The sequence below is a fragment of the Sphingomonas sp. Leaf34 genome, assembly GCF_001421805.1.
GTDB lineage: Bacteria > Pseudomonadota > Alphaproteobacteria > Sphingomonadales > Sphingomonadaceae > Sphingomonas.
In genome coordinates this window covers 93,886-112,015 of sequence record NZ_LMLC01000001.1, presented here as the reverse complement: position 1 = coordinate 112,015, position 18,130 = coordinate 93,886, and the positions used below count along the sequence as shown (strand labels likewise).

Below are 18,130 nucleotides of genomic sequence, written 5' to 3'. Positions count from 1 at the left end.
GGGCGGCTACCGATATAAAAGATGCGTGTCAAACATCATTTTAGCAATATAGTTTCAAATTGCTGCAGGCGCGCTGGAAAATCGAGCGCGTCGGTGCGCGTCCAGGCGGCCGGGGGCTGGTGCCTGAGCCAGGTATATTGGCGCTTGGCGTAGCGCCGCGTGGCGAGAGATCCGGCGGCTATCGCGTCGGTCAACGACGTCTCGCCGCGGACGAGCGCGGCGATCTCGGGGACGCCGATCGCGCGGCGGATCGGCGCGTCCTGCGGGATGTCGGTGCGGGCGAGGAGTGCGGTAACTTCCGCTTGGCTGGTCTCGGCCATCTCGGCGAAGCGCTGGTCGATGCGCGCGTTCAGCCAGTCGCGGTCGGGGATGAGGATGAGGGCACGGACGTCGAGGCGGTCGCCGATCCCGCCGATACGCGTCGTCTGCCAGTCGGCGAGCGTGCGGCCGGTGCCGCGGACCACCTCCAGCGCGCGCGCGACACGCGTGGTGTCGGCCGCGTTGAGCCGTGCCGCGGCGGGCGGGTCGAGCAGGGCAAGGGCTGCATGCGCGTCGGCGACGGGGAGGGCGCGGATCTGCTCGCGAAGCGCCGGGTCGATCGCGGGGACGGGGGCGATACCATCGAGCAAGGTGCGAACGTAGAGGCCGGTGCCGCCGACCAGGATCGGCAGCTTGCCCTCGGCGAGCGTTTCGTCGATCGCGCGCGTCGCCTCGGCGGCCCAGCGGGCGGCGGAATAGGTCGCGTCGGCAGCGTCGACATGGCCGAACAGGCTGTGCGGGGCGCTGGCCTCTTCCTCTGCCGAGGGGCGCGCGGTGAGGATGCGGAGATCGGCGTAGACTTGCGCGGAATCGGCGTTGATGACGACGCCGTCGTGGCGCGCGGCGATGGCGAGCGCGAGCGCGGACTTGCCGCTCGCGGTCGGCCCTGCGATGAGCGCGACCTTCGGGAGATTATTCATGTTCACGGCAACGCTTATAGCCTCGGGCACGCTGACTGCGGGCGATATTTCGACCGGCATGGACCGGCTGCGCGACGCGGGCTGCGCACCGGGCGCAAGCGGCTGGATCGACGAGGGCGATGCCGCCGACCTGATCTTCGGCATGGCGCCGGATGCGGCGCGCAGCGCACTCGAGGGTGCGTTCGCGAAGACCGATGTGGTCGTGCAGTCCAGTCTCACGCGCACCAAGACGCTGCTGGTCGCGGACATGGATTCGACGATGATCACCGTCGAGTGCATCGACGAGCTGGCCGACTATGCCGGCATCAAGCCGCAGATCGCGGAGATCACCGAACGCGCGATGCGCGGCGAGCTCGATTTCGAGGCGGCGCTCGATGCGCGCGTCGCGCTGCTCAAGGGACTGGCGGAGAGCGATATCGAACGCTGTCTCGCCGAGCGCGTGACGATCATGCCGGGCGCCAAGGCGCTGGTGCGGACGATGCGGGCGCGCGGGGCGCTGGCGGTGCTGGTGTCGGGCGGGTTCACGCGGTTCGCGGAGCCGGTGGCCAAGGCGATCGGCTTCGATCGCGCGATCGCCAATGTGCTCGAGGTTGCGGATGGCGTGCTGACGGGGACGGTGACCAAGCCGATCGTCGGGTCGGCCACGAAGCTGACGACGCTCAACGCGGCGATCGCGGAGCGGGGAATCGTAGTGGAGGAGTCGCTCGCGGTAGGCGACGGGGCGAACGATCTCGCGATGATCGAGGCGGCGGGGTTGGGGGTCGCCTATCGCGCGAAACCGATCGTCGCGGCGGCGGCGGCGGCGCGCGTGGATCATGGCGACCTGACCGCGCTGCTCTACGCGCAGGGTATCGCGCGGCGGAACTGGATTGTGGACTAGCTACCCGTACGATCCTCCCCCGCCAGGGGGAGGTGGCGCCGAAGGCGACGGAGGGGGCGGACACGAAACGGCTGTTGCCTTTTCCCTCCCCCTCCGTCTGGCAAGAGCCAGCCACCTCCCCCTGGCGGGGGAGGATCAGGTTTGGCCGCAGTCTGGTTACCCCTTGGCCAGCGGCGTACCGCTTGCCGCGCACACATAGGTCGCCAGCTCCTCACGCAGCGGCAGGCCCTTGATCGGGCGCAGCGGGCCGTCATGCGCGATGTTGGTCTCGACCAGCGCGCGGTTCGGCCCGACGCCGAGCACGTGGAACAGGCGGTTGGCGCAATCGGTCTCGGTCCGCGCATAGGCGACCTTGCCGTCATGCTCCTGGCGCAGGATCGCGATGATCGTGCCGCTCGCCGCTTTGCGCTCGCGCAACAGGAAATGGCGCGAGGTTGGGTCGGACGGAGTCGGAATCAGCCGTCCCTTGACCGTCAACTGCTCGGGCTTGGGGACCGCGACCTCGGTCTCGGCAAGATTGCGCAACGAGACGCCGTTGTCGGCCATCGCGTCGTTGGTGGTTGCAGGCTGTCCGCCCGAACACGCGGCCAACAGCGTTGCGCCGGCAAATGCCAGCGCCAAGGTCTTGTTCATTCATCTAGCTCCCGGTCGATGTCGAAACGAAACGACCGGTCGTGCTATTTGATCCCTGCCAGGCTACCGCCCGCATGCCGGCGGACGGCAGGCACCAACGTTCACCGCGATCGTTTGTCGACCCCGCGTTCCGGACGCACCATGGCTTTTGCCGGCGTAGCGGGTTGACACACGCGACGGGTTGGTTGGCAGGCTATGCCGATCGACGAACAGCCCTTGTCGCTACCCCTGGTAGGGCACGCACGGCATTGCTGCCTGAAATCGGTGCAGTTTGCCGGCGCCGCCACCAAAGCCAAGATTAGAAAGACCATCCGTGCATCCTTGTCACAGTATCGCTGCGTGTCGACGCATCAGGTCAGGGCGCAACGATCACGCATGGCACGCCTGCCGCTAAACACGCACGCGTGGCGTCCGCCTTCGAGGCGAAGCCCCCGGCCTGGAGACGCGTAACGCCGCCAGCCTTCGGGTAGAAGGGTTGTGCGCCGCGGAGCTTGCCACGGACGCGGCTCCACAGCGTCTCGGCGTTGCCCTGATCGCGGAATGCACCGAGCTGGACGCGCCAGTTGCCGGTCGGCCTTGCGGGGGCGGGCTTTGCCTCGGGTTTCGGCGTGGATTTTGCGGCGACCGCTTTTGCCGGTGCGGACTTAGCTGGCGTGAGCTTGGGCGACGTCGGCATGGGCTCACGGGTCGGCCCGGGCACGCGCGCGGGCAGCGAGCTCGGGGGCATCCGCGTCGGGCGCGGCGTCTCGGCGATCCGCGATGGCGGAATCTCGACCTGGCCGCCGGCCGAGATACCGGGCCGCGTCGCCACGCGTTGGCCTGCCGCGTCTGCAGGCTGACCGACGGTTGCGCGCGACGGTGCAGCGGGCCTGGCCTGCAACGCATATTGTTGCGCCAGTGCGGTGCCCTTCTCACGGTCGGCGGGCGAGATATACTGGTCCATCTGCGTCAGCGTCTGCGAGGCCGACTGCAGCCCCGACGCGGAAGCGCGCGTCATCAGCGCATAGGCACGCGGGAAATCGCGTGGCACGCCGTCGCCGTTGAACAGCATCGTCCCCAGCACGAGCTGCGCGCGCGGTTCGCCGCGGGCGACCGATTTCTCCAGCCACGGCAGCGCATCCGACTTCTTGTTGGCCTGAAACAGCGCGAGGCCGTAATTGTCACCTGCCTGGAGGTGCCCCTGCAACGCCGCCTTGCGGAACCAGCTTTCGGCCAGCGCGGGATCGAGCGGGACGCCACGGCCGAGCTTGTAAGCCTGCGCCAGATTGAACTGCGCATCGGCATCCCCGGCGATCGCGAGCGGCCGCCATTCCGCGACCGCACGGGGGAAATCGCCCTTCGCCCAGGCATCGACGCCGGCCTTCACATCAGCAAAGGCGGGGGCGGCGGCCAGCAGCCCGCTCATAGCGATCGCACCCACCAGAAGCTTACGCCCAACCGTCATCGCTCTAATCCCATATCCGCTCGTCGCCACCATGCCGCCGTTCGCCGCATTAGGCAAAGGGGCGCGCAAGGCTTTCGCACGCGTCCGGTACTTTCCTTACCAGGATCGTTCGAGTTCGACCCATTATGACACGACGTTAACCGCTTCTTAGACCGCTGCGTGGCACGCTACTCGCGGATACCAGGGGTCGGGACTTATGCGCGTTCTAGCGTTCGCATCGCAGAAGGGGGGATCGGGGAAGACGACCTTGACGGGTCATCTCGCCGTCCAGGCGGAGCGTGCGGGCCATGGTCCGGTAGTGTTGATCGACATCGATCCGCAGGGATCGCTGTCCGACTGGTGGAACGAGCGCGCCGCCGAGGAGCCGGCGTTCGCACAGACCACCGTCGCGCGGCTGGCCGCCGATCTCGAGATCCTCCGCCTCCAGGGCTTCAAGCTGGCGATGATCGACACCCCGCCCGCGATCACGATGGCGATCCAGAGCGTGATCCAGGTCGCCGAGCTCATCGTCGTGCCGACTCGGCCGAGCCCGCACGACCTGCGCGCGGTCGGAGCGACCGTCGACATGTGCGCGCGCGCCGGCAAGCCGCTGATCTTCGTCGTCAACGCCGCCACGCCGAAAGCGCGGATTACCGCCGATGCCGCGCTGGCGCTGTCGCAGCACGGCACGGTGGCGCCGATCATCGTCCACCAGCGTACCGATTTCGCATCGTCGATGATTGACGGTCGCACGGTGATGGAGCTTGACGCGAAGAGCCGCTCGACCGCGGAGATCGAGGCGCTGTGGCGCTATGTCTGCGACCGGCTCGAGAAGAACTTCCGCCGCACCGTGTTCAGCGTGCCGACCATAGCGGGGCAGCGGCCCGCCGCAGGGGGTTTCGGCCGCCGGGGTGTCGGCTGAAATGGCACAGCCCAAACCAATCGCCTCGCTGTCCTCGTCGCTGCTCGCGCGCAAGGGCACCGCGCGTCCGGCGATGCGCCCGCAGGACGTGAGCGCGCCGGCACACGACGCCAGCGATGACCTCGGCTGGAACGAGATGGGCGCGCAGGTTCCGTCGGTGCTGGTCGAGCGCGCGGCGTTGCAGGTCGAGATCGGGCGTCCGGTCGCGGTTACCGCCGTGTCGAACGCCACCGCAGCACGGATCGGGCGCGAGACACTGGCCAAGACCAAGGGCGCGAAGGCCGCATTTACCTTGCGGCTCGACAGCGATCGGCACCTCCGGCTGCGGCTGGCGGGGGCGGTCACCGGATCGTCGTCGCAACGTCTCGTCACGCTCGCGCTCGATGCCTTTCTACAGACACTACCGGAGGTGGATGCGCTCGTCGCGCAGCTGCCGTCGACCAAGCCAAAACGTTGAAACAGGGATTATCCTGATGACCACGCGCGCACTTCTTCTCGGCGGTATCTCCGCCCTCCTGCTAGGCGGTACCATGGTCGGCTGTGCGGCCAATGGCGGGGGCATAGCCTCGGCCAGCGACCGCAGCGGCGCGCTGGCCGCCAAGCGCGCGGCGGCGGATGCGGGCCGGGCGCAGACGGCGCTCGGCAAGCGTGATGGTCCGACAGCGATCAATTTTGCGGAGCGCGCGGTGGTGCTGATGCCGCAGTCGGCGGAGTATCGCATGCTGCTCGGCCAAAGCTATCTGCAAGGCGGACGGTTCGCCTCGGCCTCGCATGCGTTTGCGGATACGCTTCAACTGTCGCCGACCAACGGCAAGGCGGCGCTCAACCTCGCGTTGGCGCAGGTCGCAACCGGGGACTGGCAGGCGGCCCGGCAGACGCTGGCGGCGAACACGACGATCATTCCGGCGCTCGATCGTGGGCTGGCACTCTCGCTCGCGGGCGATACCGCGGCTGGGATCACGCTGCTGACCGAGACCGCACGGTCGTCCGAGACGACCGCGAAAGTGCGGCAGAATCTTGCGCTGAGCTTTGCGCTTGCCGGCCGCTGGCAGGAGGCGCGCGTGGTTGCGGCGGCGGATATGGCGCCGGCCGACGTCGACGCACGGCTCGAGCAATGGGCGAAATTCGCGCAGCCGGTCAACGCGTCGGATCAGGTCGCAAGCCTGCTCGGCGTGCGGGCGATGGCGGATGCGGGGCAGCCGGTCGCGTTGGCGCTGAACGCGCCCGCGCCGACCCCCGGTTCGCCCGATCAGGCGCTCGCCGTGGTCGACCCGGTGACAATAGAGCCGCCTGTCGAGGTCGCCGTTGCCGCAACCGCGGGGCCGGTCGGGGGCGTCTCCAAAGTCTCGTTCGGTCCGCGGCAGGAGGTCGTCCAGGCGATACCCGCGTTGATGCTTCGACCTGCTGGCGGCCCGATCAAGGTCGCATCCGCTTCCGCCCCGTCGGGTCGTGGCATGGCGACCGCCGCCTATCAGGTAAAGGCGCCGGCAAGCGGGCATTGGTATGTGCAACTTGGTGCGTTCGAAAACGCGGGGGTCGCGCGCGATGCGTGGGGGCGTGCGGCCAAGCGGTTCGCGGTGCTCGCGGGCTATAACCCCAATGGCATGACCTTCAAAGCGGATGGCGAGGATTTCTACCGCCTGTCGGTCGGCGGGTTCAGCCGGTCCACCGCGGATGCGATGTGCCTCCAATACCGCGCCAAGGGCGGGGCGTGCTTCGTCCGGATCGGCGCAGGCGATGCCATGGCGCAATGGCTCCGCAAGCCGGGGATGCAACTGGCGTCGCGGTAGGGGCTTGCCGTTCCGTCCGTCGGATGATTTGCACCCCGGCGATGGCCGGGCCCGCATGGGCATGTCACTGAGCGGGCAGGACGCTACGTAGTGCCGCCGGTGTTCGCCGAGCCCCGTCGTTCGCCGGCGGTACGCGCGCGCGTGGTCTGGAATTTACCGAACCTCGCGCCCACCTTTCCACAATCGCAGCACCCGCCCCTGCACCGGAAGCCCGTCGAACGGCGTATTCCCCGCGTCGGCCTTGAACGCCTCGCCGACGATCTGCCACGGCGCATGGCCATCGAACAGCATCAGATCGCCAGGTTTGCCCGCTTCGAGCGTTCCCGTATCGAGCCCAAGCACCCGCGCCGGATTGCGGGCGAGCAGCGCGAACAGCCGCTCCAGCGTCAGATGCGCGTCGCGCACCAGCATCAGCGCGAGCGGCAGCAGCGTTTCCGCGCCCGCCATGCCGCTGGTCGCGTCGGTGAACGGCAGCCGCTTCTCCTCGGGGCCGCGCGGCTCATGCCCCGAGCATAGCACGTCGATCGTTCCGTCGGCGATCGCTGCCAGCGCCGCACGCCGATCGCTTTCCGCACGCAGCGGCGGCGAGAGCAGCGCAAACGAGCGGAAATCGCTGACCGCAATCTCGGACAGGTGCAGATGCGCGGGCGTGATCCCGCACGTCACGGCGACGCCGCGCCGCTTGGCCGCGCGGACCAGGTCGAAACCCGCAGCCGTCGTGACCTGGCGGATGTGGAGTCGCGCGCCGGTATCCTCGGCGAGCATCAGGTCGCGCGCGATCGCCAGCGCTTCGGCCATCGCGGGCGCGGCGGGCAGGCCGAGCCGCGTCGCCGTTTCGCCCTCGGTCGCGACCGCGCCGGCGGTCAGCCCGCCGTCCTCGGCATGCGTGATTACCGTCACGTCGAGATCGCGCGCATACGCCAGCACGCGCCGCATCACGCCGCTGTCGGCGATCCAGTGCCGACCGGTGCCGACCGCCTTCGCTCCCGCCGACAGGCAGATCGCCATTTCGGCAAGGTCATGGCCGGCGAGCCCGCGCGTGGCCGCCGCGATCGGATGGATCCAGAGGTCGGGCTTGCCGATCAGCGCGGCGCGCTGGACGATGCCGGGATCGTCGAGCACCGGCGACTGGTCTGGCATCAGGCCGATCCGGACGATCCCGCCCGCGCGGAACGCCGCGCGATCGACCTTCGCCACGCCGAGATCGACGATCCCGGGTGCGAGGGTCTTGCCGCCGCAATCGACGACGTCGGCCTCCTGGGGAATATCGACGATCCCGGTCGCGACGATCACGCCGTCGCGGACCAGCAGATTGCCCGTCGTCACGCCGCCGACCGGGCAGGCGAGCGTCGCGTTGGTGAGGGCGAGGATCATGCCCAGCCCTCCACGCCGCGCGCTCTCCGCGTCAGCACGTCGAGGCACGCCATGCGGACTGCAACCCCCATCTCGACCTGCTCGGTGATCGCCGAGCGGGCATGGTCGGCGACCGCAGAGTCGATCTCGACGCCGCGGTTCATCGGTCCGGGGTGCATTACCAGTGCATCGGGCGCCGCCTTTGCCAGCCGGTCGAGCGTCAGGCCGTAGCGGAGCCGGTATTCGCGCGTGGAGGGGACATAGGCCCCGTCCATCCGCTCGTTCTGCAACCGCAGCATCATCACCACGTCCGCCCCCTCCAGCGCCGTGTCGAAATCGGTGAACGCGGTGACCCCCATCCGCTCGATCATCGGCGGCATCAGCGTCGACGGCGCGCAGACGCGCACCTCGGCGGCCAGTGCCGTCAGCGCGAGGATGTTTGATCGCGCGACCCGGCTGTGCAGCAGATCGCCGCAGATCACGACGCGCTGCCCCGCGATGGCGCCCTTGCGCCGCCGGATCGTCAGCGCATCGAGCAGTGCCTGGGTGGGATGCTCGTGGCGCCCATCGCCCGCGTTGAGCACCGGGCAATCGACCTTGTCCGCGATCAGACGCACCGCGCCCGACGACATGTGGCGGATCACGATCACGTCCGCGCGCATTGCGTTCAGCGTCATCGCAGTGTCGATCAGCGTCTCGCCCTTCTTCACGCTGGACTGCGCCGCATGCATGTTGACGACGTCGGCGCCCAGCCGCTTGCCGGCGATCTCGAACGACAGCAACGTCCGGGTCGAATTCTCGAAGAACGCGTTGATCTGGGTAAGTCCCGCCAGCCGCTTGTCCGGAGTCGCATGCGTCCGGTTCGCGCTGACCCAGGTTTCCGCCTCGTCGAGCAGGAACGCGATCTCGTGCGGCTGGAGCCCGTCGATACCGGTGAGATGCCGGTGCGGGAAGACGGCGCCGCCTTCGATGAGGGCGGCGGGGCGGTGATCTGATGGTCGCATTGGAGCCGCGGGATAGTGGTCGCGGACGCGGGGGGCAAGGCTCAGATCGGCGTGTGCGGTATCCGGTACAGCACGCCGCGATCGCCGGACCATATCCGGCGGAGGCCGCGGTCCTTCGGCCAGGCGGTGCGCGGCGTGTCGACCACCCAGACAAGGTCGAATGCCGCCCTCGGCAGCGTCGCGAGCGCGTGTGCGAGGTCGTACTGCGCGTCGTACCGGCACCCCGCGGGGAACAGCGTCTGGCTACCGGCGTAGACGAAGCCGGTCGCGTCGGGTCGGTGCACCGTCAGTTGCGACGACGGCATGTCCCACACGCCGTTGACGAACGCCTCACGGCGGACGATCGCCATCAGACCGATATGATCCATCCGGTGACTGCGCCATGCCGTTTCGCAGGGCAAAGTGACGAGCACGAACACGCGGCTACCCTGCGGAACATGGTCGAGCGCGGCGAGTTGTTCCCGTTGCAGCGCGGCGGTACGCGACCAGCCGATCGTCTGTACCGCCAGCCGCAGTCCGAGAAACGCCAGCGCGGCGATCGCCAGCAGCGTGAGGTCACGCTGTGCCGTGGATGTTGGGGATAGCGCCAGGATCGCCAGGGCCAGTGCGTAGGGCAGCACGCGCATGTCGGCGAGCGCGGAGCCCATGATCATGCCCGGCATGACGAGGAACGCCGCAAACACCGCCGCCGCCGCGCAAGCCAGGCGCGGCTCCATGCGGAAGCCCATCCCGCGAATACCGAACATGACGAGCGCCACCAGCAGCGCGGCGCTCGCGATGTCGAAAACGGCGTTTTGATCGCGGAGCACGGCGACGATGAAGAACAGCTTCAGCGATCCGTCGAACCAGTGCGAGACGCCGATCGTCGACGATCCGCCAGACGGGAGCAGCAGAATCGCGACCGGCGCGACGAGCGGCAGGCAGGCGATGACGGCGCGCCACCAGGGGGCGCCATCGCGTCGCGCGGTCGCCAGCTCGATCGCGAAGAGGACGAGGCCGAGCAGTCCCCAGCCGGCGAGATGCGTGACCCAGATCACCAGACCGACGGGTATGAAGACGGCAGCGCGAACGGCGCCGCGACGCAAGCGCAACCACAACGCGATCGCGGGAAACACGAGCGCGACCGACAGACTGTAGTTGAGGAAGCCATACTGAAACGGCATGCCGAATGTGAGCGGCAGCGCGAACGGCGCGGTCGGTGGCAGCCGGCCATGCGCCGCGCGTGCAGTGAGCAGCATGCCGCCGCCGGTCAGCACCGCCGTCGCGATCAGGGCCAACTTCGTGACGGGGATGATGCCGACTATGGGACCGAACCAGGCGGCGATCAGGTCGACGCCCGAATTGCCCGACAGGTGCCCGTGCGTCGCGAACCACTGGTGGAGATAGGCCGAAGCGTCGATCCGCGCGACGATCGTATAGCGCGCCAGATGGCCGAAAATGTCGGTCAGGGGCGGGATCGCCGGCCCCGATAGCGGAATGGCGAGCAGCACGCTGACCAGCGCGAGGTAGCGGCGCGTGGCCCACCACGGCATCGGCCTATCCTGGTCGGTCGCTATCGGCATGCGCGCGCCATCGCACAGGATCCGCCAAGGGACGGTTAACGGCGCGCTATATCTGCGCGGTCACCAGCGCATCGATCGCGCCCTGGAGGATGTAAGCGGCGGCCATCTTGTCGACGAGTTCGGCGCGCTTGGCGCGGCTGGCGTCCTGTTCGATCAGCGTGCGGGTGACCGCGACGGTCGACCAGCGCTCGTCCTGGAGCAGGATCGGCAACCCCATGTCCTTGAGGTTCTGCGCAAAGGCTCGCGTCGATTGCGAGCGTGGGCTTTCGCTGCCGTCGAGGTTGATCGGCAGGCCGATGACGAGGCCGACGACCTTCTGCGCGGTGATGATCTCGGCGAGCGCGGCCTTGTCCTTCTGGAATTTCGTGCGGCGGATCAGCAGCGCGGGGCTCGCGAACGACCAGCCCGCGTCGCACAAAGCGGTGCCGATCGTCTTGGTGCCGACGTCGAGGCCGATCAGCCGGCCGCCATCGGGCAGCGCGTCGCGGAACTGGGCTGCGGAAAGCGTGATCATTGCGCGAAGGCCTTCAGGCGGCGGTTGGCGTCGGCGCGGACGTTCGCCCAGAACAGGCTATAGTCGTAGACGTGGTAGTTGTTGCCCGGCAGCACGTACGGCCCGAGGTTCGGCCCGTCGCCGATCAGCAGGAAGCCGCGGTCGGCGCAGCGCGCGGGCACGCTGCCGACCGCCATCGTCGCGGTCGCGAGATCCGCGGCGGGGACCAATGTCCCGAGGTTGGCGGTCGCGGGCGCGGCCGCGTCTGCGGTGCCGGTCAGCGGGTTGGTGCAGACGATCGGCGTGCCCTTGCGCGGCCGGCCGTCGAACCCGATCGTGGCGTCATAGGCGTCGACGATCAGCGATGGGTCGGCGGGCTCGGCGAAGCTTTCCCAGGACAGGATGCAGCCGGTCTGCTCGGCCGTGCGGCATTCGGGCAGGCCCATGCGCGGCAGGTCGGTGGTGCGCGAGACGGGCCAGCCGACGACATAGGCGGCCACGATCCGTGCGCGCAGTGTCGGGTCGGTCGCGATCCGGTCGCGCAGCAGCCGGGTGAGGTGCGCGCCGCCCTGGCTGTGGCCGGCGAGGATGATCGGGCGGGTCGGGCCGACTTCCTTCAGGAAGCGGTCGAACGCCGCCGACACGTCGCCATAGGCAAGCGCGAGCGCGCGTTCGCTCTCGGCGGCGCTGGTCAGGAACGCGCCGAAGGTCGCCTGGCGATAGCGCGGCGCCCAGATGTCGCCGGCCTCGTTGAACGCGCTCGCTTGGCCGCGGAGGAAGAGTTCGGCGCGCGCGTTGGTCTCCGGATCGTCGATCGGCGCGTTCCAATGGTCGCGGTTGATGTACGATGTCGGGTGGATGAAGAAGATCGCCGCGCCGGTGCCGCGCTGCGCGGGCGTAAAGCCTGGGGGCGTCCAGAGCGCGGGGTTGCCGGCCTTGTCAGGGCGCGCGAGCCACAGGATCTTGCGCGCATAGATGTTGCGCGGGGCCTCGCGCTGCGCCTCGAAACGCGCGCGTGGGACCATCGCCATGCGGATCATGTCGGTCCCGAACAGGCGGTAGGCTAGCAGCGCGGCGATCGCGAGAACGATCATCGTCGCGACGAAATAGAGGAATTTGCGGGCCAAGCGGGACCTTCCGTGCAGGCGGTGTGGCTCCCGTGCCGCAAGCCGGGGGCGGTTGCAACGGGCGCGGTTGTTTGAACTAAGCTGTTCCCCGGCGGAGGCGGGGGCCCAGGGTCTCGAACGATACCGCCTGTAATCCTGGGCCCCCGCCTCCGCGGGGAACTAGAAGGGCGATCAATCCTCCCCCGCCAGGGGGAGGTGGCAGGCGGTAGCCTGACGGAGGGGGAGGAAAGGGAAACGCCTGTTGCGTGTCCGCCCCCTCCGTCGCCTTCGGCGCCACCTCCCACTGGCGGGGGAGGATTAGATCTCGCACGGGAAACATATTGCGCCTTCGCGCCACGCGGTGCTAGCCGAGCGGCATGTCCGTAGATACTGCAACCGTGAAGCGGATCGCGAGCCTTGCGCGCATCGCGATCACCGACGAGGACGCCGCCCGCATGGCGCCGGAACTCGGAAACATCCTTGGCTGGATCGAGATGCTGGGCGAGGTCGATACGACCGGCGTCGAGCCGATGACCGCTGTCATCCCCAACACGCTCAGGCTGCGCGACGACGTCGTCAACGCCGATCCGCTGACCGGCGGCAATATCCGCGAGCAGGTTCTGGCCAACGCGCCCGTAGCTGAACACGGCTTCTTCGCCGTGCCCAAGGTGATCGAATAATGACCGACCTTACCGATCTCGGCATCGCCGGCATCCGCGACGGCGTGCGCGACGGCAGCTTCACGGCGCGCGACGTCGCCGATGCGTTCATCGTCAAGGTGAGCCAGGCCAAGGCGCTCAACGCGTTCCTGGTCGAGACGCCCGAGCATGCGATCGCCGCCGCCACCGCGGCCGATACCGCCCGCGCCGCCGGCGAGACGCTCAAGCCGCTGGCGGGCGTACCGATCGGCATGAAGGACCTGTTCTGCACCAAGGGCGTCACGACGACCGCGGCGAGCCATATCCTCGAGGGCTTCACGCCGACCTATGAGTCGACCGTCTCGCAGAATCTGTGGGATGCGGGCGCGGGGATGCTCGGCAAGCTGAACATGGACCAGTTCGCGATGGGGTCGTCGAACGAGACCTCCGCGTTCGGCAACGTCATCAGCCCGTGGAAGCGCAACGACGCCAATGGAGTGGGGGGCAACGCCGCGCTCGCACCCGGCGGATCGTCGGGCGGTTCGTCTTCGGCGGTCGCCGCGCGGCTTTGCCCCGGCGCGACCGGCACCGATACCGGCGGTTCGATCCGCCAGCCCGCCGCCTTTACCGGCATTTCGGGGATCAAGCCGACCTATGGCCGCTGCTCGCGCTGGGGGACGATCGCGTTCGCCTCGTCGCTCGACCAGGCCGGGCCGATGGCGCGCGACGTCCGCGACTGCGCGATCCTGCTCGAGGCGATGGCTGGGTTCGATTCGAAGGACGGCACCTCGCTTCAGCTCGACGTGCCGAAATGGGAAGCGGGTCTGTCGGCCAGCCTCGCGGGCCTGCGCGTCGGTATTCCCAAGGAATACCGCGTCGAGGGCATGCCCGAGGAGATCGAGGCGCTCTGGCAGAAGGGCATCGAGTGGATGAAAGATGCCGGCGCGACGATCGTCGAGGTCTCGCTCCCGCACACCAAATATGCGCTGCCCGCTTATTACATCATCGCGCCCGCCGAGGCGTCGTCGAACCTCGCGCGCTATGACGGCGTGCGCTACGGCATCCGCGACCTGCCCGCGGGCTCGGGCTTGCAGGACATGTACGCCGCGACGCGCGCCGACGGCTTCGGCCCCGAGGTGAAGCGTCGCATCATGATCGGCACCTATGTGCTGTCGGCAGGCTTCTATGACGCCTATTATACGCAGGCGCAGAAGGTCCGGACGCTGATCGCGCGCGATTTCGAGAAGGCGTGGGAGACGTGCGACGTCCTGCTCACGCCGACCGCACCCTCGGCGGCCTTCGCGCTCGGCGAGAAGTCGGCCGATCCGATCGCGATGTACCTGAACGACGTCTTCACTGTGCCGTCGTCGCTGGCGGGTCTGCCGGCGATGTCGGTGCCGGGTGGCCTCGACAAGCAGGGGCTGCCGCTGGGCTTGCAGATCATCGGCAAGCCGCTCGACGAACAAGGCGTGCTGAACGCAGGGCTCGCGATCGAACAGCGGGCAGGATTTACGGCACGGCCAGAGGCTTGGTGGTAACATGAGCGATTACAGAATCCAGGGCGAAACCGGCGAGTGGGAGGTCGTTGTCGGCCTCGAAGTCCATGCGCAGGTGACGTCGAACGCCAAGCTGTTCTCGGGCGCAGCGACCGCGTTCGGTGCCGAGCCCAACACGCAGGTCAGCCTCGTCGACGCGGCGATGCCCGGCATGCTGCCGGTGCCGAACCGCGAATGCATCCGCCAGGCGGTGCGCACCGGCATGGCGATCGAGGCGCAGATCAACAAATGGTCGCGGTTCGACCGGAAGAATTATTTCTACGCCGATCTGCCGCAGGGCTATCAGATCAGCCAGCTCTATCATCCGATCGTCGGCGAAGGCGCGATCGACATCAGCCTCGACGACAAGAACCCCGACGCGGCCGGCAAGCGGATCGGTGTCGAGCGGATCCATGTCGAGCAGGATGCGGGCAAGCTGATGCATGACCAGCATCCGACCCAGTCCTATGTCGATCTCAACCGCTCGGGCGTCGCGCTGATGGAGATCGTGTCGAAGCCCGATCTGGCATCGCCGGCGGAAACAGGGGCGTATCTGCGCAAGTTGCGGTCGATCCTGCGCTATGTCGGATCGTGCGACGGCAACATGGAAGAGGGCTCGATGCGCGCGGACGTCAATGTCAGCGTGCGCAAGGTGGGCGACGAGCTTGGCACGCGGACCGAGACGAAGAACGTCAATTCGGTGCGCTTCGTGATGGCGGTGGTCGAGCAGGAGGCCAGGCGCCAGGTCGAGGTGCTCGAGGCCGGCGGCAAGATCCAGCAGGAGACGCGGCTCTACGATCCCGATCGCAACGAGACGCGCTCGATGCGGTCGAAGGAAGATGCGCATGATTACCGCTACTTCCCCGATCCCGATCTGTTGCCGCTCGTGCTCGACGATGCGTTCCTCGAGGAATGCCGTGCGTCGCTGCCCGAACTGCCCGACGCGAAGCGGGCGCGGTACGAGGCGCTCGGGATCACCGCCTATCAGGCGACGGTGCTGACTGCCGAGGTCGAGGCGGCGCGCTGGTTCGATGCGTTGCTCGACGCGGGCGTGAAGCCCGCGGCGGCGGCGAATTGGACGACGTCGGAACTGTTCGGCGCGCTCAACCGCACCGGCAAGGATATTGCCAACTCGCCGGTCTCGCCGGCGCAGGCAGCCGAACTGCTCGGGCTGATTGCCGACGGTACGCTGTCGGGCAGTCTCGCCAAGCAGGTGTTCGAGGTGATGCTCGAGACCGGTGACGGCGCGGGCAAGGTGGTCGAGGATCGCGGGTTGAAGCAGACCAGCGATACGGGTGAGATCGAGAAGGTCATCGCCGAGGTAATGGCCGCGAATGCTGACAAGGTCGCCGATTACCGTGGCGGCAAGGACAAGCTGTTCGGGTTCTTTGTCGGGCAGACGATGAAGGCGATGGGGGGAAAGGCCAACCCGGCCGTGGTGAACGAGGTGCTGAAGAGCGCGCTTGGGGAGTCGGTGGCGCCGTAACGTCTTTGCTCCCAACCTCTCCGTTCTCCCGCGAAGGCGGGCGTCCAGGGTAACGGAGCGCCGCACTGCTTGATTCCTGGGCCCCCGCGTTCGCGGGGGAACTGGAGCGTTAGAGAAAGCGTCAACGATGCCCCCACCCCGGCGAAGGCCGGGGCCCAATTGGGGAACGGTGCCAACGAAGGTCGGCGCTTCGTTATCAGGACCTGCCCAATTGGGCCCCGGCCTTCGCCGGGGTGGTATGGTCGGAAGCGTTACGCGTCCACCTTCTGCGGATGATGCGGCACCAGGATCAGCACATTCTCCTCGACCCGCCACGAGGCGAGGCGCGACAGGAAGTTCATCCCCAGCACGCTGGTGTCCCCGAACGCAGGCGACACCACCACCTGCAGATCACGCGCGACGATCGCGCCGAGTTTCAGTTCGCCGATCTTGCCCGACTGCGCGGCAATCGCGCCATTGGCGGTCTGCAGGACGATCGGCACGACGCTCGGCCGCGCATCGATCCCGGCCGCTTCCGCGGTCTTCGTCGACAGCGCGGTGATCGTCGCGCCGCTGTCGATCAGCAACCGGCGCTCGACCCCATCGATCCGCGCACGCGCCCAGAAATGCCCGTCGGACGACATCCGGATCCGCACTTCGCCGCCGACGACCTGCTGGTCGTCGATCCGGAGCAGCTTCGTGATCTTGCCCAGATAGGGATCGAACTGGCTCCGCTGGCCGATCGCGACGAACAGCAGCGCGACGAGGGCGAGCGTGATCGCACCATTCACCAGCGTGCGAATGACCGGAATCCGCTGCGCGACGATTAGCACGAGGACCGCGACGGCGATCGCGCCATAGAGCGTCTGGTGCTGGGCGAAATCGGGAAAGGAGAAGATCGGCGGGTCCTCGGACGACAGGGTGAAACGGGAACATAGTAGCGGCGCCAAGCTGTATCGAGGCTGACCGGTCATGAATCATTCGGGCGGGCGGCGGCGAGACGGTCGAGAACGGTCCGGGTTGTCGTCGCCGGTGCGTTTCGCAAGCGCTATGCCCTGTGCCGCAGGGACCGAAGGTGGGCGAGATATGGCGAAGCACGGTGGCTATGCAGCGATAGCCTTGGCGGCCGCGACCGCGCTGGTCGTGCCGAGCCATGCTGCACCGTCTGCGGTCTTGTCGAGCAACCAGGGCGACGTCGATCGGCTCCGTTTGATGACTCCGTCGGCGTTCCAGGCGCGGACGACATTGTCTGACGATGCGCTCGACCGCGTTGCGACGCTCACCTCGACGAACGGGTTCGTCGAGCACCGGTCGTTCGGCGGGCACGCGCCCGACGATGTGTTCCTGCGCGCGTTCATCGACAAGACGACGGGCCAGGTGAGTTACCAGGTCTATGCGTCGATCCGATATCGCGCCTACAGCTGGGTGCGTTGGGACAGCGCGACCTATGAAGCGCCCGGCGGCCCGTTGTCGGCCCGTGTCGACCGGATCGCGCGGCTGCGAACCGTGTGTCGGCGAGGATGGATCTGTCCCCGATCCGAAACGATCGGCTTGAGGATCGCGGGCTCGGTACTCAGGCAGCAGGCGGAACGTTATATCCCGGGCGTGATGACGCCGTGGCAATTCAAGGTGACGGCAAGGGCAGGCGGCGAGCGCATCCTGATGCTTTCGACGGCGGAGATTGCGGGTATGCTGATGGCGGTCGACGCGTATCGCGTCGGCCACCATCTGCCGCAGCCCTGACCACGCTCGCGGTTACTGGGCGTCGGAGTCCTGGTTCTTGGTCACGCCGCCGGTGCCGCCGACGCCGTCGGGGAGCCCTGAGTCGGTGAAGGTTTCGGGCTCGGCGCCACCGTCACCGCGTTCGACCGCGTCGGATCGCGACGCGACCGCCTGTTCGATGTCGCTGCGCGTATCCGCGTCGCGATCCTCGGGGCGTGTATCCGGATCAGTGCCGGCATGCGCAGAGGGCTTGGTATCGGGCATGATGGTCCCTCAGACTTCGGGCTGGATGGGGGTGGGGTCGGTCGAGGGTCCGCTCGGATCGGGATAGTCCACGTCGGGTGCGGGTGGATTGAACTCCGGCGGTGGCGTCGTTGGCTCGGCGGGCGACGAGGGCGTAGGGAATTCTGCGGGGGGTTGGGTAGCCATGTTGCTCTCTCCTTCTTCCGCATCAACGCGTGCGATCCCGTGTAGTTGCCCGCCGTGTTGCCTTGCGTGCTTGCCCCGGCATACAACGTTGGTATAGACGCGCCCGCTACGGCGATGTCCTGTGCGGGCGTGGCGGAACTGGTAGACGCAGCAGGTTTAGGTCCTGCCATCGCAAGATGTGGGGGTTCGAGTCCCTTCGCCCGCACCACTCCGCCG

General features: G+C 67.9%; 19 protein-coding genes and 1 tRNA gene. 9 read left to right on the top strand and 11 right to left on the bottom strand.

Features of this window, described 5'->3' with window-relative positions; translation table 11 throughout:
• Window positions 1-35: 35 nt before the first annotated feature.
• Window positions 36-959, bottom strand: coding sequence for a tRNA (adenosine(37)-N6)-dimethylallyltransferase MiaA (miaA, locus tag ASF00_RS00575; RefSeq protein WP_200910474.1), 924 nt, complete (start codon window positions 957-959; stop codon window positions 36-38).
• Between miaA and serB the strand changes: the two genes are divergently transcribed.
• Window positions 958-1,839, top strand: coding sequence for a phosphoserine phosphatase SerB (gene serB, locus ASF00_RS00570; protein ID WP_055875132.1), 882 nt, complete (start codon window positions 958-960; stop codon window positions 1,837-1,839). The two genes, miaA and serB, sit on opposite strands and share 2 nt — an antisense overlap.
• A gap of 156 nt (window positions 1,840-1,995) precedes the next feature.
• On the opposite strand, the gene ASF00_RS00565 is transcribed toward serB, so the two are convergent.
• Both ASF00_RS00565 and ASF00_RS00560 read right to left on the bottom strand, forming a co-directional pair.
• Window positions 1,996-2,472: a hypothetical protein gene (locus tag ASF00_RS00565; RefSeq protein ID WP_055872739.1), complete on the bottom strand. Its 477-nt coding sequence runs from the start codon at window positions 2,470-2,472 to the stop codon at window positions 1,996-1,998.
• 355 nt (window positions 2,473-2,827) lie between these two features.
• A complete protein-coding gene (locus ASF00_RS00560) occupies window positions 2,828-3,916 on the bottom strand; it encodes an SPOR domain-containing protein (protein WP_055872737.1) in 1,089 nt (362 codons plus the stop codon).
• 196 nt (window positions 3,917-4,112) lie between these two features.
• On the opposite strand from ASF00_RS00560, the gene ASF00_RS00555 reads away from it, so the two are divergent.
• From ASF00_RS00555 to ASF00_RS00545, 3 genes are read left to right on the top strand one after another with little or no spacing between them, the layout of a single operon-like run.
• The gene (locus ASF00_RS00555; protein ID WP_055872735.1) at window positions 4,113-4,817 is read left to right on the top strand and encodes a ParA family protein; all 705 of its coding nucleotides are present in this window, start codon (window positions 4,113-4,115) and stop codon (window positions 4,815-4,817) included.
• A gap of 1 nt (window position 4,818) precedes the next feature.
• Entirely contained in the window at window positions 4,819-5,274 is a 456-nt protein-coding gene (locus ASF00_RS00550; protein WP_055872733.1) for a hypothetical protein, read from the top strand.
• Between the two features lie 16 nt (window positions 5,275-5,290).
• Window positions 5,291-6,607 (top strand): SPOR domain-containing protein, encoded by a 1,317-nt coding sequence (locus tag ASF00_RS00545; RefSeq protein ID WP_055872731.1) that lies wholly within the window; start codon window positions 5,291-5,293, stop codon window positions 6,605-6,607.
• A 153-nt stretch (window positions 6,608-6,760) separates the two neighbouring features.
• Here the strand turns inward: ASF00_RS00545 and ASF00_RS00540 are convergent, their stop codons facing one another.
• The 5 genes from ASF00_RS00540 to ASF00_RS00520 all read right to left on the bottom strand — a co-directional run bounded on the left by ASF00_RS00540 (window position 6,761) and on the right by ASF00_RS00520 (window position 12,146).
• Window positions 6,761-7,981, bottom strand: coding sequence for a dihydroorotase (locus tag ASF00_RS00540; protein ID WP_055872729.1), 1,221 nt, complete (start codon window positions 7,979-7,981; stop codon window positions 6,761-6,763).
• The gene (locus ASF00_RS00535) at window positions 7,978-8,964 is read right to left on the bottom strand and encodes an aspartate carbamoyltransferase catalytic subunit (RefSeq protein ID WP_055872727.1); all 987 of its coding nucleotides are present in this window, start codon (window positions 8,962-8,964) and stop codon (window positions 7,978-7,980) included. The genes ASF00_RS00540 and ASF00_RS00535 overlap by 4 nt, the downstream gene beginning before the upstream one ends.
• A 41-nt stretch (window positions 8,965-9,005) precedes the next feature.
• Window positions 9,006-10,496, bottom strand: a complete 1,491-nt coding sequence (locus ASF00_RS00530) for a hypothetical protein (protein ID WP_235525511.1) — start codon at window positions 10,494-10,496, stop codon at window positions 9,006-9,008.
• 76 nt (window positions 10,497-10,572) lie between these two features.
• Window positions 10,573-11,040, bottom strand: coding sequence for a Holliday junction resolvase RuvX (ruvX, locus tag ASF00_RS00525; RefSeq protein ID WP_055872724.1), 468 nt, complete (start codon window positions 11,038-11,040; stop codon window positions 10,573-10,575).
• On the bottom strand, window positions 11,037-12,146 hold the full coding sequence (locus tag ASF00_RS00520; protein WP_055872723.1) for a DUF3089 domain-containing protein: 1,110 nt from the start codon (window positions 12,144-12,146) through the stop codon (window positions 11,037-11,039). The genes ruvX and ASF00_RS00520 overlap by 4 nt, the downstream gene beginning before the upstream one ends.
• Before the next feature lie 356 nt (window positions 12,147-12,502).
• Between ASF00_RS00520 and gatC the strand changes: the two genes are divergently transcribed.
• From gatC to gatB, 3 genes are read left to right on the top strand one after another with little or no spacing between them, the layout of a single operon-like run.
• The gene (gatC, locus tag ASF00_RS00515) at window positions 12,503-12,805 is read left to right on the top strand and encodes an Asp-tRNA(Asn)/Glu-tRNA(Gln) amidotransferase subunit GatC (RefSeq protein WP_031396405.1); all 303 of its coding nucleotides are present in this window, start codon (window positions 12,503-12,505) and stop codon (window positions 12,803-12,805) included.
• Window positions 12,805-14,301, top strand: a complete 1,497-nt coding sequence (gatA, locus tag ASF00_RS00510) for an Asp-tRNA(Asn)/Glu-tRNA(Gln) amidotransferase subunit GatA (protein WP_055872722.1) — start codon at window positions 12,805-12,807, stop codon at window positions 14,299-14,301. The genes gatC and gatA overlap by 1 nt, the downstream gene beginning before the upstream one ends.
• A 1-nt stretch (window position 14,302) precedes the next feature.
• Complete coding sequence (gene gatB, locus ASF00_RS00505; protein WP_055872721.1) at window positions 14,303-15,784, top strand: Asp-tRNA(Asn)/Glu-tRNA(Gln) amidotransferase subunit GatB; 1,482 nt, start codon at window positions 14,303-14,305, stop codon at window positions 15,782-15,784.
• Between the two features lie 251 nt (window positions 15,785-16,035).
• Here the strand turns inward: gatB and ASF00_RS00500 are convergent, their stop codons facing one another.
• Window positions 16,036-16,737 (bottom strand): retropepsin-like aspartic protease family protein, encoded by a 702-nt coding sequence (locus ASF00_RS00500; RefSeq protein ID WP_082463142.1) that lies wholly within the window; start codon window positions 16,735-16,737, stop codon window positions 16,036-16,038.
• A gap of 112 nt (window positions 16,738-16,849) precedes the next feature.
• On the opposite strand from ASF00_RS00500, the gene ASF00_RS00495 reads away from it, so the two are divergent.
• The gene (locus ASF00_RS00495; RefSeq protein WP_055872720.1) at window positions 16,850-17,506 is read left to right on the top strand and encodes a hypothetical protein; all 657 of its coding nucleotides are present in this window, start codon (window positions 16,850-16,852) and stop codon (window positions 17,504-17,506) included.
• Window positions 17,507-17,518: 12 nt separating this feature from the next.
• Here ASF00_RS00495 and ASF00_RS00490 read toward each other — a convergent pair whose 3' ends face one another.
• Complete coding sequence (locus ASF00_RS00490) at window positions 17,519-17,749, bottom strand: hypothetical protein (protein ID WP_055872718.1); 231 nt, start codon at window positions 17,747-17,749, stop codon at window positions 17,519-17,521.
• 9 nt (window positions 17,750-17,758) lie between these two features.
• On the bottom strand, window positions 17,759-17,914 hold the full coding sequence (locus ASF00_RS18760) for a hypothetical protein (protein WP_164913369.1): 156 nt from the start codon (window positions 17,912-17,914) through the stop codon (window positions 17,759-17,761).
• A gap of 123 nt (window positions 17,915-18,037) precedes the next feature.
• Here ASF00_RS18760 and ASF00_RS00485 point away from each other — a divergent pair.
• Window positions 18,038-18,122 (top strand) — tRNA-Leu (locus ASF00_RS00485).
• Window positions 18,123-18,130 lie beyond the last annotated feature (8 nt).

What these genes read in the sequence shown, in the direction of transcription:
- ASF00_RS00535 (WP_055872727.1), bottom strand. Translation starts at nt 8,964, where the DNA reads ATGCGACCATCAGATCACCGCCCCGCCGCCCTCATCGAAGGCGGCGCC.
- gatC (WP_031396405.1), top strand. Translation starts at nt 12,503, where the DNA reads ATGTCCGTAGATACTGCAACCGTGAAGCGGATCGCGAGCCTTGCGCGC.
- ASF00_RS00545 (WP_055872731.1), top strand. Translation starts at nt 5,291, where the DNA reads ATGACCACGCGCGCACTTCTTCTCGGCGGTATCTCCGCCCTCCTGCTA.
- miaA (WP_200910474.1), bottom strand. Translation starts at nt 959, where the DNA reads ATGAATAATCTCCCGAAGGTCGCGCTCATCGCAGGGCCGACCGCGAGC.
- ASF00_RS00540 (WP_055872729.1), bottom strand. Translation starts at nt 7,981, where the DNA reads ATGATCCTCGCCCTCACCAACGCGACGCTCGCCTGCCCGGTCGGCGGC.
- ASF00_RS00565 (WP_055872739.1), bottom strand. Translation starts at nt 2,472, where the DNA reads ATGAACAAGACCTTGGCGCTGGCATTTGCCGGCGCAACGCTGTTGGCC.
- ASF00_RS18760 (WP_164913369.1), bottom strand. Translation starts at nt 17,914, where the DNA reads ATGGCTACCCAACCCCCCGCAGAATTCCCTACGCCCTCGTCGCCCGCC.
- ruvX (WP_055872724.1), bottom strand. Translation starts at nt 11,040, where the DNA reads ATGATCACGCTTTCCGCAGCCCAGTTCCGCGACGCGCTGCCCGATGGC.
- gatA (WP_055872722.1), top strand. Translation starts at nt 12,805, where the DNA reads ATGACCGACCTTACCGATCTCGGCATCGCCGGCATCCGCGACGGCGTG.
- serB (WP_055875132.1), top strand. Translation starts at nt 958, where the DNA reads ATGTTCACGGCAACGCTTATAGCCTCGGGCACGCTGACTGCGGGCGAT.
- ASF00_RS00555 (WP_055872735.1), top strand. Translation starts at nt 4,113, where the DNA reads ATGCGCGTTCTAGCGTTCGCATCGCAGAAGGGGGGATCGGGGAAGACG.
- ASF00_RS00560 (WP_055872737.1), bottom strand. Translation starts at nt 3,916, where the DNA reads ATGACGGTTGGGCGTAAGCTTCTGGTGGGTGCGATCGCTATGAGCGGG.
- gatB (WP_055872721.1), top strand. Translation starts at nt 14,303, where the DNA reads ATGAGCGATTACAGAATCCAGGGCGAAACCGGCGAGTGGGAGGTCGTT.
- ASF00_RS00495 (WP_055872720.1), top strand. Translation starts at nt 16,850, where the DNA reads ATGGCGAAGCACGGTGGCTATGCAGCGATAGCCTTGGCGGCCGCGACC.
- ASF00_RS00530 (WP_235525511.1), bottom strand. Translation starts at nt 10,496, where the DNA reads ATGCCGTGGTGGGCCACGCGCCGCTACCTCGCGCTGGTCAGCGTGCTG.
- ASF00_RS00490 (WP_055872718.1), bottom strand. Translation starts at nt 17,749, where the DNA reads ATGCCCGATACCAAGCCCTCTGCGCATGCCGGCACTGATCCGGATACA.
- ASF00_RS00550 (WP_055872733.1), top strand. Translation starts at nt 4,819, where the DNA reads ATGGCACAGCCCAAACCAATCGCCTCGCTGTCCTCGTCGCTGCTCGCG.
- ASF00_RS00500 (WP_082463142.1), bottom strand. Translation starts at nt 16,737, where the DNA reads ATGACCGGTCAGCCTCGATACAGCTTGGCGCCGCTACTATGTTCCCGT.